Origin of the sequence: Candidatus Methanomassiliicoccus intestinalis Issoire-Mx1, from assembly GCF_000404225.1 — an archaeon.
In the GTDB taxonomy this organism is placed as follows: domain Archaea; phylum Thermoplasmatota; class Thermoplasmata; order Methanomassiliicoccales; family Methanomassiliicoccaceae; genus Methanomassiliicoccus_A; species Methanomassiliicoccus_A intestinalis.
On the sequence record NC_021353.1, the window covers coordinates 750,199 to 765,825 of the forward strand.

Sequence of the window (15,627 nt, forward strand, 5' to 3'; positions counted from 1 at the left end):
TCCGCATTGTTAGTTTATTCAGTTCTTGTTTTAGCTACTGCTTCAGCCTTGTTCTTTTCCTGCTCTATTGAAGCTTCTAGATTTTTAAGGTCTACACGAAGTTCTTCGATAGATGGTATCGGACCAAGGATGTCTTCTGGTTTTCCTACAGCTTTTTCGATGCTCTCTACATCGGAAATCTCTCTTGCAGGAGTGTTTTTTCCGCTTCCGAGATAGTCTGAAATTCCTTCCATTATGCTGGTAATCTCAAATGGTATGATCCATTTGGTAGACTGTCCCTGTCCGAGTGACTGCATTGTTTCTAAAGACAGTACTGTCAGAGCTTTTGAATCGAGAGTGCTGGCACCAACTGACATTATACGGAGTTTCTGGGCTTCTCCTTGGCTTTGAAGGATAATTGCTAATCTTTCACCCTCGGCTTCCAGAACTTTAGATTGCCTCAGACCTTCTGCTTGAAGGATACGGGATTTCTTCTCACCTTCAGCTTGCAGGATCGCTCCGGTTTTCTCTCCGTCTGCACGTAGGATTGTTGCACGCCTCATTCTCTCTGCAGATGTCTGCTCTTCCATTGCCTGTTTGACTTTTGGAGCAGGATCCACTTCCCTAATCTCAACAGCATCAACCTTTACACCCCATTTATCTGTAGATTCATCGAGAATATCTCTCAGGCGTAGGTTGATTTTTTCTCTGCTGGAAAGAATTTCATCAAGTTCCATATCACCAATTACTGAACGAAGTGTTGTCTGTGCAAGATACACAGTTGCTGATCTGTAGTTAGTGACCTGGAAATATGCTTTGGCGGGGTCAATGACTTTGATATAAATTATTGCATCAACATTTGTTGGTGAATTATCTTTTGTGATAACCTCTTGACTCGGAACATCTAAAACTTGGGTACGGAGATCCATCTTTATTACTTGACTCACAATTGGAGTTACTACGTTGATACCTGGATTCAGAACCCTCATAAATGTACCCAGTCTAATGTAAATTCCTTGCTCGTATGGGCTTACGATTTTTACGCTCCCATATACTATCGCTAGCACTACGATGATAGCAAAAATAGTAAGACCTAACACTAGGCTTTGATCCATTTGAGTGACCTCAGTCACATACCAATGTATAGGTACTAAAACAATTTGGTAAAAATTAAGAAAAAAATTGAAGGCTAGCCTTCAATTTTAAATCTCTTCGACGCGGACGCCATTTGCATCTTTAGAAAGAACCCTTACTTCAGTTCCTGCATAGATGTTGCAGTCAGCTGTAGCGTTGAAGACTTCGTCACCTATTTTGACCTTTCCTGTTCCGAGTCCAGGAGAGATTAAGGTTACGACTACTGCAGTTTCTCCATTTTTGGATTTTGCTGGTTTTGCTTCAGTTATCGGTGGTACGGTAGCTTTGGACTCTTGAGCAGAACATTTATCATATTCTTCTTTGGAAATCTCTTCTACAGTCACATGGACTCCCTCGGAGGCTATGATCTTGACTGGTGTGCCTGCCGCAATGCTGCAATTGGCTTCAGCACTCCACACTTCACCGTTTACTCTAACTTTTCCCAGCATAGTGCTTGGTGTAATCATTGTAGTAACAATTCCTACGCGCCCTACTAGGGACGTCCCAACTAAAGTTTCTGGAGGTGCCACAGGGGACATTCTCTTATACAGTTGTATGGCTAGAACTGCTGCTATTATCAGAATTATCACTGCGAGAATCGGTGTGTATATTGTAAGAAGCTGATCGGGAATGAAAACAAACACAATTCCCAGGATTGTAAGCATTGTAGCAGGAACAATTATAAAGTTACCTGGAGCTGCTGCTTCAGCTAAAAGCAGAATTATACCGATGATAAGCATTATGATTGCAATCATCATCTCGTCTATCATAATCCGGTTATCGCATTCTATAATTATAAAGAGTACTATCAGCTTTAGGGTATCGGTTGTATCTTTTCGATTTTCGTATTAATAATATGAAATAATGCTTTTATCGGTTTTTCATCTTTATTTTTTCGAGTACAAACACTCAGATTTCCTAGTTTTAAACACTAATCTTTGTTTTAAACCAAAACATCCCTTTCAGGTTTTGAACACCCTGGTCAAAATTGAGTAATGATCATATTTACTCATACAAAACACTCAGCAGAATCAAGTTGCGGATCATAAACAGACAGCAACCAAAACAATATGCCCTCATTCAGAATGTTCCCAAACTATCGGACGCTTCAAATATCATGGCGTAACATATAACATCAGGTGCAGACGGAGTCAAAAAATTCTCTGACGCCCAATATGTGCAATACAGACCCAACTGCTATTGTGCAGCTTTTACAGGCTATCCCAGAATGGCCAGGTTTCAATCATAAAGGTTCTAAAGAAGATTTTTGGCATTGGAGATATGATGCAAGCAGAGAGCGTAATTTGATAAGTCTGGTCTGTCATGAAAATAATATCGTATCACATGCTGCGTCTCTGCCGACTTTAATTGTGATAAACGGAAAGGTTCTGGATGGAGCGCAGTGGTCAGATTTTTTTACTGACCCGAATTTCAGGAAACAAGGTTTGATTGAAAAAGCTTTAAAGAACCTCGAGGACTCTGAGATCTCAGCAGGGATAGAAACTGATTTTTCTTTCCCGTCTCCTGCAGGATACACCATTGGAATCAACACAGGTCTGAAGGAGATTCCCTGCCGTTTCAAACAGTATGAACTTATAATTGATCCAGACAAGTTTTTTGGAAGCAGCAAAACCGGCAGAGTGAAAAAACTCGCATATGCCACGGCAATGTACCTGAAAGCCAATGAGACTCACGGCATAAAAGGAGTCAGAGTTGAAGATGTAAGCGAGTTTCCACAGGATATTGATGAGTTTACGCGTGATTTTGAAATGGATTATGATCTTTCAATCAGGCACAGCAGAGAATATCTGATGCACAGATATCTGCATCCCTGCGGCGGGGAATATATAGTTTCTATAGCGAAATGTAATGGAAAGACCTGTGGATATATGGTTTCCAGATTTTATTCTGCAGATGGCATCGAGTACATGGATATTGTAGACCTTTGCGCAGGTTCTCATTCAGTTGTGCGGGTGTTGCTGAATCATTCTGTCGAACTGTGCAGAAATCACGGTTCAAGAACAATCCAGATATGGCTTTCCAGCAGAGATTGGATTTCATACGATGTAACACGTTTTGGTTTCAAGACCTTGAAACCTATTGCAGGCGAGAGGGTAATGAAATTTCTCATCAGACGGTTTGACGGAGGAAAGATTCCAAGTGATCCGGTTTGCCATCTAATGCTGGGTGATTCTGACTGGGTATAGAGAAATCACCAAATAGTCTCCCGTGGTTAAGGGAGTCCATGGTGTCATCCTTTCGCCAGTACTGTTACTATGCTGGCTGGTTCTTTAAATCAAAATTAGGGAAAAAAAGACCGCTTGTCAATACAATGATCATCGGCTATAACTGCAACTTAAAATGCAAACATTGCTCTGTAATCGCTCATAACAGTGAGATTGAAGGAGTTCACTCTCTCCCATATGATACAGCGATTCAGGAGATGAAGAACGAATTTGAGAATGGTGCCAGAATTATATTCTTCGAGGGCGGAGAGCCAACTATCTGGAGAGATGGGGACAAGACATTTCCAAGTCTAATCTCAGCGGCAAAGGATATTGGCTATTATGTGATTGGATATACTACAAATGGAACCGGCAGGATATACGAAGACTGTGACGTCATCTCAGTAAGTCTGGATGGCCCAAAAGAAATTCACGATTCAATCAGGGGAGAAGGTGTTTTTGATAAGATGATGGAGAACATCTCTAATCTGGATCATACCAACATCTTTGCTAACCTGGTGGTAATGGAACAAAATAAAAATCATATCCGCGAGACTTTAGAGATTGTAAGGGATAATCCCAAGATCAGCGGGCTGATGATAAATTTTCTCACACCTCCTCCACATGAAATTGCCATTTCGTCTGAGGAACGGGCAGCTGTCATAGAAGATCTCCTCAGATTCAAAAAAGAGGGTCTTCCAGTGTTGAATACTGAAAATGCATTGAAAGAGCTTCTGGTTGAAGATTATTCTGAAAAATGTCCTAAGTTTGTATCAGTCTTTACTATACCTGATGGTTCAAAATTCCACGGCTGTCCAGCAGAAGGAACAGACTCCTGTAAACACTGTGGATTTGATGCGGTTCGAGAATATCGTCTGATTTTAGATTTCAACATTGAAACGGTAATGAAAATGTCAAAACAGTTTGCCCTGACTAATAATAATTCGAAAAGAAGTTAAACTCTTTTCGAGTTTCATACGATTATTCTCAACATCTCTCTTTTCTTTTATTGCCTGCGGCTACCTTAAGGATTATTACCTACTACTGAATAATCATGGTCATGGTAAAAGTAGCCCCATCCATACTTTCAGCAGACTTCAGCAGACTGGGAGACGAAATAAAGCGTTTGGAGCGAGAAGGCGCGGACTGGATTCACATCGATGTAATGGATGGTGTTTTTGTTCCGAACATAACCATCGGCCAGAGTGTCGTTAAAAGTCTGAGGCCTTTTACAGCTCTGCCATTTGATGTGCATTTAATGATTACAAAACCCGAGCGGTATGTGAAAGAGTTCGCAGATGCTGGTGCAGATTACATAACATTCCATCAGGAAGCATGCGGCTGCATACCTTCTGTTTTAGATGACATTCACTCATTCGGTAAAAAGGCTGGACTTTCTATAAACCCAGAAACTCCTTTCAATACAATAGAACCTTACATGGATAAAATCGATCTTCTTCTCATAATGACTGTTCATCCTGGTTTTGGAGGTCAGGCATTTATGTCAGAGTGTCTGCCTAAGGTGGCTGAAGCCAGAAGGCTGGTTGATGAAAACGGTTACTGTATGGAAATATCTGTCGATGGCGGCATAAATTACAACACTGGAAAAACCGCAGTCTCAACAGGAGCTTCAGTTTTAGCAGCTGGAAGTGCAATATTTAAAGCTCCGGATATGAAAATGGAGATTTCCAGATGGCATGATCTTTAAACTTGTGTGACTAAACTTTCCGTTATCGTTATATCGTTCACCATAATTACATGGGGCTATGGAAACCATAGATAACAGCAATCACAGCATTGCATGGAAGGCTAAGGAAGTGCTGAGAATTGCATACACTCTGCCTTTTGTAATGGCATCTGTCGCAGGTGTTGCATTTGCCTTGACCATGTCTGATGAATGGCTGTTAGCGTTTCTCATTCCCCTGGATGTTTTCTTCCTTGCTCTGCTTGTGAACTTTTCAAATGACTATTTCGATCATAAGAGTGGTGTAGACAAACTCAGATTCGAATGCTTGGATGATGAAAATTTCATGCAGCAGATGAAGGCTCTGACTGATGGAAAGGTTTACTGGGTTGGAAACTCTCTTGACCGCGGTATAATTACAGATAAACAAGGAAAAATGCTGATGATCGCAATCATCGGCTGTGCTGTGGTCATCTCTCTTCCAATTATCTATCTGTCTGGAATAATATCGCTGGTATTGGGTGCAATTGCACTTTTGTTATGTATTCTATACACTCTTCCGCCAGTCAATCTTGGAGCCAGAGGATTTGGGGAAACAGATGTACTGCTGTCTTTCTTTTGTATACCGTTCTTTTCATTTTTTGTGATAACAAATCAGTTTAATCTTACATTTTTCTTCATATCGCTTGCAATCGGTTTCGGAGCCATGCTGATGCGTATAGCTGATGAGGTTCCAGGATATGATGCCCACATTGCAATGGGTGAAAAGAATCTGGTTGTAAGATTTGGCCTGCAGAATCTCCCTAAAATCGAATGGACTTTGATCTTCTTAGTCTACCTAATGATCGCAGCAGCCACAGTTACAGATCCTTATTTTATTCTTCTTTTCCTGTCGCTGCCTCTGCCACTTAAAGCTATGAATGAGCTCAAAATTAATGATGCTGTGAAGTACTGGCGGCCTTTGACAAAGTTCATGTTTATGACAACCAGCATTGCTTTTCTTACGGTAGTTGTCTTGATAATCAAGACTTTAATTCTATAATCAGCTCTGATGCCGGGCAGATGCTCGGCGTCTAATTGCTTAATTTTTCAGCCTCGCAGAACGTTCATCGCAGTTTAAAACGCTTCTGAGGGGATATTTTACTGGCTTTATGATCATAATAATCCACGAAAGTTATTTAGATTCTGACGGGAATGCGTTACCTATGTCTGAAGACACATGCGGGATTGAAGGATGTTCTGCACCTGCTGTTAAATCGTACTCCGCCAAAGTGTGTATCCAAGCAGGTCTTAAACCGGCCAATGACAAAGCAAAACGGGTGCACCTATGCAAAGAGCACAACAAAGAGCTGAAAAAAGCTACAAAAACAGACCGTCTTCTGGAATCTCTGGGAAGATGATGATTCTACTATGAATCTGACTTTTCTGGGTACTGGCGGAGGTCTCCCTTCACCTCAGAGAGGTGTAAGCGCAATAGCCCTTCAGTATGGAAGGGACATTCTCCTCTTTGACTGTGGAGAAGGAACCCAAAGACAATTTATGACTGCATCTTTATCATTTATGAAGATCAGCTCAATTTTCATAACTCATCTTCATGGAGACCATATTCTTGGAATACCTGGATTGATTCAATCAATGAATTTGTCTGGAAGAACAGAGCCGCTTTCCATTTTTGGGCCATCCGGCACAGTTGACCTGATAAAATCATCTTTGTCTCTAGGATATTTTAATCCTGATTATGAAATCAAGGTTTGTGAGCTGAAACCAGGTGATTCAACAGAGGTTTCTGGTTTGACAGTTAAAGCAGTAGAGGCGGATCACACAATTCCTGCGATTTCGTTCATTGTTCAGGAGCCTCAGCGTGCAGGAAAATTTTCCAAGGCAGCAGCAAAAGAACTGGGGATACCAGAAGGACCTCTTTATGGCAAACTTCAGAGTGGAAAGAGCATAACGTTAAATGGTCGAACTATCGAATCTTCTATGGTTATGGGTCCCCCGAGACGGGGAAGGAAACTGGCATACTCAGGAGATACGCGACCGACTGATCTGTTTGCAGAGGAGGCTAAATGCTGCGATGTTATGATACATGAAGCCACTGTAATGGCAGATCTGGCAGACAAAGGTCTTGAGTTTGGACATTCATCAGCGGCAGCTGCAGCAGAGATTGCTAAAAAAGCAGATGCGAAAAAACTAATCTTAACTCATTTTTCAAATCGGTATGAGAATTTAGAAGAGGTGGAATCAGAAGCTAGAGTCATTTTTCCCAATACAAATGCTGCATATGATTTCTATACTTTCAAGATAGATTACTCAGAATGAAATTTTTTCTCATCCATAAAGATCCTCATTTAGATTAATTTTCACCGGTAGTTCTATATTGCTCATTGCCATATTACTATTCAATGAAACTAATAGAACGTCCGAAGTATGGACCGCTGCACCGTTTCACAGATTATCATGTATACAAGACCCTTTCCGTGCTTTCTGACGGTACCCGCAAGGGTAGAAAGCAGTTGGCAGACAAGGTAGGCGTTGGCGAAGGCAGCATGCGTACTATCGTAGAATGTATTCGCGAAAGGGGATATATCGACGTTAAACAAACCGGGATAAAGATCACTAAAAAAGGAAGTGAATTTTATAACGAGATTCCTCTACAGATCTATACCTTAGGTGAATCTGATCTGGTACATGGCAGAAAAGGTGTTGCGGTACAGGTCAAAGGTGTTGAAGATAAGATCGGTTCTGGAATGGAGCAGCGTGACCGCGCAATGATCGCTGGTGCTGACGGGGCTACAACAGTACTTGTTAAAAATGGTAAGTTGCAGATCCCAGGCGGAATAGATCTGGAAGGCATTTATCCAGACACAGCTTCAACTTTAAGCAAACTTTTTGATTTAGAAAATGGAGACATAATCATTATCGGAACAGCTTCAGAATATGAACTGGCTGAAGAAGGCGCAGTTACTGCAGCTTTAGATCTGATTTAATTAAACTTCTTCCGTTTGCCAACATTCATGTTGCAACGGATAAAAACATTTTTTATTTGCATCTATGCAATTTGTTTGATGCTGTAGTTCCCCGTGTTATTTTTGTAAATTAAATTACAACAGGTTTTTTAAAAATATGAAAAAATTTGGAAGAAAAGGTTTGGAGTGATGTTTACCAGCACTCTAGCATTCCCGGAATAACCCTCTTAGCCATCTGGTCAAAAGTTTCAATTCCGGTGATTCTTGCAGCCACTTCGCTAAGAGAAGCGATATCATCGCGGGCAAGGCATTCCAGTTTGAATTTTCTAGAACCTGCCATGAGCTGTTTCAATCCCTCTCCAATGCGGTCAGTGAAGTACGTATGAAGACCGACTGCTCCCCATGGTATGTCGACTCCTACCTTTTTGTCTGGATATCTTTTCTGAATTTGAGATGAGAGCATGAAGAACTTGTTAGGATCATCTCCATATCCGCTAGCGAATTGGGCAGGGAGTTTTCCAGTCTCTGCAAGTCTGGCAAAGTATTGAGATTTCATCACTGCAGTCAATGGAGATCTGGCCATTGCAATTGCTTTTACGATTGGACCGTCTCCCAGATTGCTCATTGCCATTGATTTGAACATCTGTGTTTCGTTAGTGAATCCGCCTGCGAAACAGATATCAGGAACGAATTTGCCTTTCTTTCTCATAATCTCAGCGCACATGAGCACCTGAGCTTCAAGATGAACAGTCGGTGTAGACATCTCATTCATCATTGGGACAGGGCTCATACCTGTACCTCCGCCTGCTCCGTCAAATGTCAGCATATCGATTTTAGCTTCTGAAGCGGCTTTCATGGTAAAGGCAACTACTTCTGGACGGTATGCACCGGTTTTCAAGAACACATATTTTGCACCTTTCTCGCGGAGTTTTTCAACATCCTCTACAAAACTCTCATGGGCTGGGAATCCTACCCTGCTGTGCCTTTCGAATGTTTTTACAGCTCCTGCTTTGAATGCTTCCTGGACCATTGGATCTTCAGGATCAGGCATCACGATGTATCCGCGTTTTTTGAGTTCGAGTGCGCGCTCTAAGGTAGTGAGACGAACTTCTCCTCCGATTGCTTTTGCACCCTGGCCCCATTTGCGTTCAATGATGTTGACCTCTAAACTGGATATTGCATATTCGTCAACGCCGCCACGCTGGTCTTCTACATTTGTCTGGACGGCTATGTCTCCATGTTTTCCATCCCAGAGTTCACGGAAGTCTGCAATTCTGCTCATCATGTCTGGTGATTTTGATACTTTGCCATTGGTATAGATGGATTCTTTATCCATTCCGCAGACATTTTCACCTATTGTCTCAATTATTCCAGACATAGCTGCGCCCATTGCCATTCCTTTCCAGTTCCTTTTTGCTACATCTGTAGAACCTAAGCCTGCAATTACCAAAGGTACTTTGAGGTCGATTGGTTTTTTGGAATGAGTAGCAACTCTGGTTGTTATGTCAGAATTCTCAAAAAATGCCACATCTGGATTGGCTTCAATTCCTTGAGCACCCAATAACTCTGCAAGTATCTGAAAATGAGACCAGTCTATCATGTAGTTTTTATTGGAAGCAGCTGTGCTATGACCGAAATATTCATTGCTGGGATAAAGGACTTCTCTCCCTCTGAAAGCTGATTTACCTACTTCACATACAACATTACATTCTTCAATGCAGAGCGGACACATTCCTGAAATTGGACTGATGTCTTTCTCTCTGCATTTTGTACCTGTTGTAGATCGTGCATTTTCAATTGAAATCACAAATACACCTCTAATTCCGTAAAACGGATGAAGCGGTATTGTGATGTGGTAGTTAAGAATTTGCTATATAATCTTAATTGATATTGCTGATCATTTATCTAATATGTATAAGATATTCACATCATTAATGCATATATTTGGTAATATCATGTATGCATGTCTATTAATGTCAAAATCACCTGAGCATATGCACATAAAATTTAATTAGATGAATATGACACACATCCGTGAAATTATGAACGAATAACCTACGAAATCATAAAATGATGAACGAATGTCGTATGTGAATACATCAGCATTCTAATTTATTTAAGACGAAAATGTTATAATATTTATATTGAAGAAGGGTCTATACAATCTGTAAAACACATATGGATGTGTAACTATGGTTGAATATGACGAGTCTAAAAGTACTGGAACAATTATGGTAGAAACTGTAGCCAGCTTAATAACAGCCGCCTTTGCATTGGTGGCAGCTTTGGCTTGGAATGAAGCAATAAAAGCTTTGATTGCAAGAATCTTTGATACTTCAGACGATCTGATGGGAATGATGATATATGCAATTCTGGTAACGATTATTGCTGTTGTGGCTACAGTCTGGATTGGAAAAGTCTTGGTAAAATACCACAAACTGGACAATGAAAAGAGAAAGCATTCAAAAGATAAATCTGAATAAACAAGTTCTTCTTCAGGATCAATTCCTGAAGAGTAAACCTTTTAACCAATATGTTAGTACAGATCTGATGAATGCTCGAGCTGCTTCTGCATTGTTATTGATATGCATCGCATCTCTGATTTTATTGCCTGCAGCTTCGGCTGATCCAGGTATCGGAGATTGGCAGCATAATGTAGATCTTGAAGCTGGGCAGAGTGCAGAATATACATGGACGATCTATAATCCAGATGATACCTCTTATGCATTGGATGTCGTATCAACAGTCTCTGGGAACGATTCACACATCACAACTGCAGTAAACGGCAATCCTCATCAGATTCTAAAATCTAAAGACTCAGCGGATATCACAGTGACGTTGCATACTGACAGAGCAACTCCGACACAGACTGCAACACTCTCTGTAAGCTTCATTCTTACTGATATGGCGTCAGGTTCTGAAACAATCATCGATAAGGATGTGGTTGTAAACATCACTTCATTAATCTCATCTACTGGAAATAATATTTTGATCTGGGAAAACAACCTGCCCGCGCCTTTCAACACTGCAATCTGGACATTCATCTTTACAATACTGATCTGGATCGGCATATCCGCGGCGATAATCATTATTGTAGATCCAATACTCAAATATGTATTTGGCAAGTCAAAATTGCAGGTAATCTCTAAGATTTATAAACTGGTTAAAAAACCGCTGTTTCTTACACTTATTGCGTATGCGCTGGTTAATTCTCTAACAATCCTCTCGGTTTCAATGGATACAATATTTAAAATAAATGATATTCTGACAGTATTATTCATTATATTCTATGCATGGGTGTCTTACCGCGTTTACAATGATGTCATTATAGATTTTGCTCGTAAGCTGGCCAGCAAAACAGAAAATGAGCTGGATGATGCACTGGTTCCATTCATGCATACGCTGGGGTCAATTCTCATACCGCTTGTGGCATTCGTTATAATTCTTAATTACTTCAATATGAGTTTTACTGCAATTCTGGCTGGTCTTGGGATAGGCTCTATAGTGATAGGTCTTGCCGCACAGGATACGTTCAACAGTATATTTGCTGGAATCCAGATTATGATCGACAGGCCCTTTACTGTGGGAGACAGAATTATTCTGAGTACCGGGGAAGTATGTGATGTTGAAAAGATCGGAATCCGTTCTACAAGAGCATACAGTCCGGTCAATAATGAGATGGTTGTGATACCTAATGTTCTCTTATGCAGCAATAAGGTTACAAACATGTCAAGGCCAGACGGGCACAGAGCTATTTCTGTCGAAGTTGGTGTATCCTACGGTACAGATCCGGAAAAAGTTGAAAAGATCCTTATAGACATAGCCAAGCATCATCCGGATGTAGTGAATAACAATCCAGCTCAGGCTCCATACACAAGGCTTTCAGCCTTTGATGACAGTGCTATAACATTTGCTTTATGGGCGTATGTGGATAATTTCACAAAAGAAGGGAGAGTCAGATCTGAGCTGAGGGAAAGTATTAACCAGAAGTTCAATGAAGAAGGAATCGAAATTCCATTCCCGCAGACCGTTGTTACTTTCGCTAATTCTCCCGTGCAGTCTAAAAATGATAAGCAGTCCGACTTGAACAGTCTATAACTTGCAAAACAATTAAGATATCTTTAACACTGCACCGGTTGCGAAAACCATGAAGGCTAATGAGTTAAAGAGAAAGTATATCGATTATTTCGTAAACAAAGGTCACACGGAAATCCAATCCGCTTCACTTATTCCAGAGAATGATCCTAGCGTATTGTTCACTACTGCCGGGATGCATCCTTTAGCCCCTTATCTTTTGGGAGAAAAACATCCTGCAGGCAAAAGACTCGTTGATTGTCAGAAATGCATAAGAACAGGGGATATTGACGAGGTAGGTGACGCATCCCATTTAACCATGTTCCAGATGATGGGAAACTGGTCTCTTGGGGATTATTTCAAGAAAGAATCTATCCAGATGAGTTATGATTTTCTTGTAAATATTCTGGGCATTGATCCAAATAACCTTGCTGTTACCGCATTTGCCGGAGATGAAAATGCTCCGAGGGATGAGGAAACAGTATCGATCTGGAAATCCATGGGAATGAAAGACGATCACATCTTTTTCTACGGTAAGAAGGATAATTGGTGGGGACCTGCTGGAGTTACAGGTCCATGCGGTCCCGATACGGAGATATTTTATATAGATCAGTCTAAGCCAAAATGTTCAGATGAATGTGGACCTTCATGCCACTGTGGCAGATATCTCGAGATCTGGAACAATGTATTTATGGAATACAATAAGACCTCTGAAGGAAAATATGAAAAACTGAAACAGCAGAATGTTGATACTGGATTAGGGTTAGAACGTACATTGTGCGTATTGGAACACATTCCTAGCGTATATGACACTGAATTTTTCACTCCAATTATAAAAGATATTGAAAATGCATCTGGACTCAAGTATGCCGACTCAATCAGGGAATTTCGTATAATTGCAGATCACATGCGTGCTGCGGTCTTCATACTGGGTGATGACAAAGGTGTGGCACCTTCCAATTTAGATCAGGGTTATGTTCTCAGAAAGCTCATTAGGAGAACTATCAGGTATATGCAAAAACTCGGCATGAGCTGGGAGCCGATGATCGATATCGCAAACACAGTGGTCAGAGAATACTCTGGAGAATACCCGGAGCTTGAAAGAAATAAAGCTTTCATAATAGAGCAGCTTCAAAATGAAGCCATCAAATTCGCAAAAACTCTTGATCAGGGTCTCAGGCTTACGGAGCGTATTCTTGAAGGTATGGATCAGAATGGGACTGTAAGCGGAGAAGATGCATTCAAACTTTACACATCCTTTGGATTCCCCCTGGATCTAACGATTGAACTGGCTGCTGAAAAAGGCATTGGAGTTGACAGTGTTAAATTTGAAGAGCTGTTTAAAGAACATCAGCAGATCTCAAGAGCCGGATCTATGCAGAAGTTCAAGGGCGGCCTTGCAGATGCCAGTGAAGAGACTACAAAGCTGCACACAGCCACTCACCTATTGGGAGCAGCACTGAGAAAAGTTCTGGGACCTGATGTGCATCAAAAAGGAAGCAACATCACTGCTGAAAGATTAAGGTTTGATTTTTCATTCGACAGAAAAATGACCAAGGACGAGCTGGACGAAGTCGAAAAGCTTGTTAATGAAGCTATTAAAGCAGGCATTACTGTCGTATGTGAAGAAATGACTCTTGGAGATGCAAGGGAACGCAATGCTGAGGGTGTATTTGGAGACAAATATGGTGAAATGGTCAAAGTGTACACCATTGGAACAGTCTCATGCGAAATTTGCGGTGGTCCACACGTAACCAATACTGCTCAGATAGGAGGATTTAAAATCAAGAAGGAAGAAGCAAGCAGTGCTGGTGTTCGTAGAATCAAAGCTGTGGTAGGAGAGCAATACGCCTAAATCCGGCGTTTGCCAGCATTATCCATTTGCTCCATTTGCGTATAGTAATGCTTATATAGCAAACCGATTCTAACGGCAACCCTTCATAAATCTACATGTTATACATGTCACAGATTTTTGAGAAATAAATGAGGCAGTAAAATGGCAGAAGAAACTAAATCAAAGAAAGCGGACAAGAAGTCCAAGCCTGAAGATCAGGCGAAGGATGAAAACTTCCGCTATATCGTTCGTATCTTAAATACGGATGTGGACGGTAACAAGAATATTATCTTGGGTTTGCAGTCCGTCAAAGGGGTTGGATCCAGAGTTGCTAGAATTGTAGCAAAGAGAACTGGTATACCAACTGATGAAATCTTTGGAAATCTTTCTGAAGAGCAGACAACCGAGATTGAAAATGTATTGAATTCTTACATAGAATTCGCACCTGCTTGGGCAATTAACAGGCAGTGTGATATTGAGACAGGCGAAGACATGCATTTGTATGGTCAGAACCTCGAGTTGACAAATAAAGATGATATTAACAGGCTGAAAATGATTAAATGCTACCGTGGTCGCAGGCACGAGCAGGGACAGAAAGTTCGCGGTCAGAGAACCCGGTCCAACGGAAGGACTGGCCTCACTATGGGTGTTAGCAGGACCAAAAACCAGCCTGGTTCAAAGTAAATAGGTGAATTAAATGGGAGACCCGAAATTTCCGCGCAGAGCCTATGATACCCCCTCACATCCCTGGAGAGGAGAAAGGATCAAGGCCGAAACCGAGATATGCAAGCAATATGGATTGAAAAGCAAGACCGAACTCTGGAAGGCGCAGGCTTACCTCAGAAATCTGAGAACACAGTCTAAAAACCTCCAAGCCCGTGTACGTTTAGATGATGCACAGGCACAATTGGAATCTGACCTTCTGCTCGCCAAGTGCGCACGCCTTGGCATTCTGCCGGCAGACGGCAGCACCCTTGATGACGTTCTAGGTCTTGACCAAGAATCAATTCTTGGTCGTCGTCTTCAGACGATTGTGTACATGAAAGGCTTAGCTACTACTGCCAAGCAAGCCAGGCAATTTATTGTCCATGGACACATATCCATAAATGGTCGTAAAGTAACCGTGCCTGGATACATGGTTAGGCGCAATGAAGAGGATTTTATTACATACAATCCACAATCTCCCATTGCTGACGAGATGCACCCCATTAGAAATCCTCAACAGAGTGAAAATGAGGCTGCTCCTGAACCTAAAGTCGAAGAGCCGCAGCCAGCAGAAGGCGCTAATGAACCTGTAGATGCTCCTTCTGAGGATGCAATCAACAAACCTGTGGAGGAATGAGTATGGGAAAATGGGGTATTGCACACGTATTTGCTAGCTACAACAACATCATTATCACTCTTACAGATGTAACTGGTGCTGAGACAATCACAAAGGCATCTGGTGGAATGGTTGTAAAAGCAGCTAAAGATGAGTCTTCTCCGTACGCTGCAATGCGTGCAGCCGAGAGAGTTGCAGACATTGCTAAGGAAAAGGGAATTGAGGGAATCCATGTAAAAGTACGTGCTCCCGGTGGAAACAAAGCCACATCCCCTGGACCTGGAGCTCAGGCTGCGATTCGTGCTTTGGCTCGTGCTGGTCTTAAGATCGGGCGTATTGAAGATGTTACACCTATACCACACGATGGAACCAAAAAGAAAGGTGGAAGAAGAGGACGTAGAGTATAATCA

Annotated in this window: 16 protein-coding genes; 13 read left to right on the forward strand and 3 right to left on the reverse strand. The window is 41.5% G+C overall.

Features of this window, described 5'->3' with window-relative positions; translation table 11 throughout:
• Positions 1–14 precede the first annotated feature (14 nt).
• Together H729_RS03535 and H729_RS03540 are read right to left on the reverse strand one after the other, a co-directional pair.
• Complete coding sequence (locus H729_RS03535; protein WP_048133895.1) at positions 15–1,094, reverse strand: SPFH domain-containing protein; 1,080 nt, start codon at positions 1,092–1,094, stop codon at positions 15–17.
• Positions 1,095–1,181: 87 nt separating this feature from the next.
• Positions 1,182–1,883 carry an NfeD family protein gene (locus H729_RS03540; protein ID WP_081633103.1) on the reverse strand — a complete coding sequence of 234 codons (702 nt, stop codon included), beginning with the start codon at positions 1,881–1,883 and terminating at the stop codon, positions 1,182–1,184.
• A 369-nt stretch (positions 1,884–2,252) separates the two neighbouring features.
• Here H729_RS03540 and H729_RS03545 point away from each other — a divergent pair, with 369 nt between their 5' ends.
• The 7 genes from H729_RS03545 to H729_RS03575 all read left to right on the forward strand — a co-directional run bounded on the left by H729_RS03545 (position 2,253) and on the right by H729_RS03575 (position 8,009).
• Positions 2,253–3,320 carry a hypothetical protein gene (locus H729_RS03545; protein WP_147554380.1) on the forward strand — a complete coding sequence of 356 codons (1,068 nt, stop codon included), beginning with the start codon at positions 2,253–2,255 and terminating at the stop codon, positions 3,318–3,320.
• A 38-nt stretch (positions 3,321–3,358) separates the two neighbouring features.
• Positions 3,359–4,297: a radical SAM protein gene (locus H729_RS03550; RefSeq protein WP_020448632.1), complete on the forward strand. Its 939-nt coding sequence runs from the start codon at positions 3,359–3,361 to the stop codon at positions 4,295–4,297.
• A gap of 101 nt (positions 4,298–4,398) precedes the next feature.
• Complete coding sequence (gene rpe / locus H729_RS03555; RefSeq protein ID WP_048134342.1) at positions 4,399–5,046, forward strand: ribulose-phosphate 3-epimerase; 648 nt, start codon at positions 4,399–4,401, stop codon at positions 5,044–5,046.
• A gap of 58 nt (positions 5,047–5,104) precedes the next feature.
• Positions 5,105–6,064 (forward strand): prenyltransferase, encoded by a 960-nt coding sequence (locus H729_RS03560; RefSeq protein WP_020448634.1) that lies wholly within the window; start codon positions 5,105–5,107, stop codon positions 6,062–6,064.
• A 163-nt stretch (positions 6,065–6,227) separates the two neighbouring features.
• Positions 6,228–6,422, forward strand: a complete 195-nt coding sequence (locus H729_RS03565; RefSeq protein ID WP_147554381.1) for a hypothetical protein — start codon at positions 6,228–6,230, stop codon at positions 6,420–6,422.
• 10 nt (positions 6,423–6,432) lie between these two features.
• Positions 6,433–7,341 carry a ribonuclease Z gene (rnz, locus tag H729_RS03570; RefSeq protein ID WP_020448636.1) on the forward strand — a complete coding sequence of 303 codons (909 nt, stop codon included), beginning with the start codon at positions 6,433–6,435 and terminating at the stop codon, positions 7,339–7,341.
• Between the two features lie 83 nt (positions 7,342–7,424).
• Positions 7,425–8,009 carry a DUF4443 domain-containing protein gene (locus tag H729_RS03575; RefSeq protein WP_020448637.1) on the forward strand — a complete coding sequence of 195 codons (585 nt, stop codon included), beginning with the start codon at positions 7,425–7,427 and terminating at the stop codon, positions 8,007–8,009.
• A gap of 172 nt (positions 8,010–8,181) precedes the next feature.
• Here H729_RS03575 and H729_RS03580 read toward each other — a convergent pair whose 3' ends face one another.
• On the reverse strand, positions 8,182–9,720 hold the full coding sequence (locus H729_RS03580; RefSeq protein WP_081633167.1) for a beta/alpha barrel domain-containing protein: 1,539 nt from the start codon (positions 9,718–9,720) through the stop codon (positions 8,182–8,184).
• A 460-nt stretch (positions 9,721–10,180) separates the two neighbouring features.
• On the opposite strand from H729_RS03580, the gene H729_RS03585 reads away from it, so the two are divergent.
• The 6 genes from H729_RS03585 to H729_RS03610 all read left to right on the forward strand — a co-directional run bounded on the left by H729_RS03585 (position 10,181) and on the right by H729_RS03610 (position 15,624).
• Complete coding sequence (locus H729_RS03585; RefSeq protein WP_020448639.1) at positions 10,181–10,471, forward strand: DUF5654 family protein; 291 nt, start codon at positions 10,181–10,183, stop codon at positions 10,469–10,471.
• 67 nt (positions 10,472–10,538) lie between these two features.
• On the forward strand, positions 10,539–12,086 hold the full coding sequence (locus tag H729_RS03590) for a mechanosensitive ion channel family protein (protein ID WP_172618655.1): 1,548 nt from the start codon (positions 10,539–10,541) through the stop codon (positions 12,084–12,086).
• 49 nt (positions 12,087–12,135) lie between these two features.
• Positions 12,136–13,917, forward strand: a complete 1,782-nt coding sequence (locus tag H729_RS03595) for an alanine--tRNA ligase (protein WP_020448641.1) — start codon at positions 12,136–12,138, stop codon at positions 13,915–13,917.
• A 141-nt stretch (positions 13,918–14,058) separates the two neighbouring features.
• Positions 14,059–14,580, forward strand: coding sequence for a 30S ribosomal protein S13 (locus tag H729_RS03600; RefSeq protein ID WP_020448642.1), 522 nt, complete (start codon positions 14,059–14,061; stop codon positions 14,578–14,580).
• A 13-nt stretch (positions 14,581–14,593) separates the two neighbouring features.
• A complete protein-coding gene (locus H729_RS03605) occupies positions 14,594–15,238 on the forward strand; it encodes a 30S ribosomal protein S4 (RefSeq protein WP_020448643.1) in 645 nt (214 codons plus the stop codon).
• Entirely contained in the window at positions 15,235–15,624 is a 390-nt protein-coding gene (locus H729_RS03610) for a 30S ribosomal protein S11 (protein ID WP_048133899.1), read from the forward strand. The genes H729_RS03605 and H729_RS03610 overlap by 4 nt, the downstream gene beginning before the upstream one ends.
• Positions 15,625–15,627: the final 3 nt, after the last annotated feature.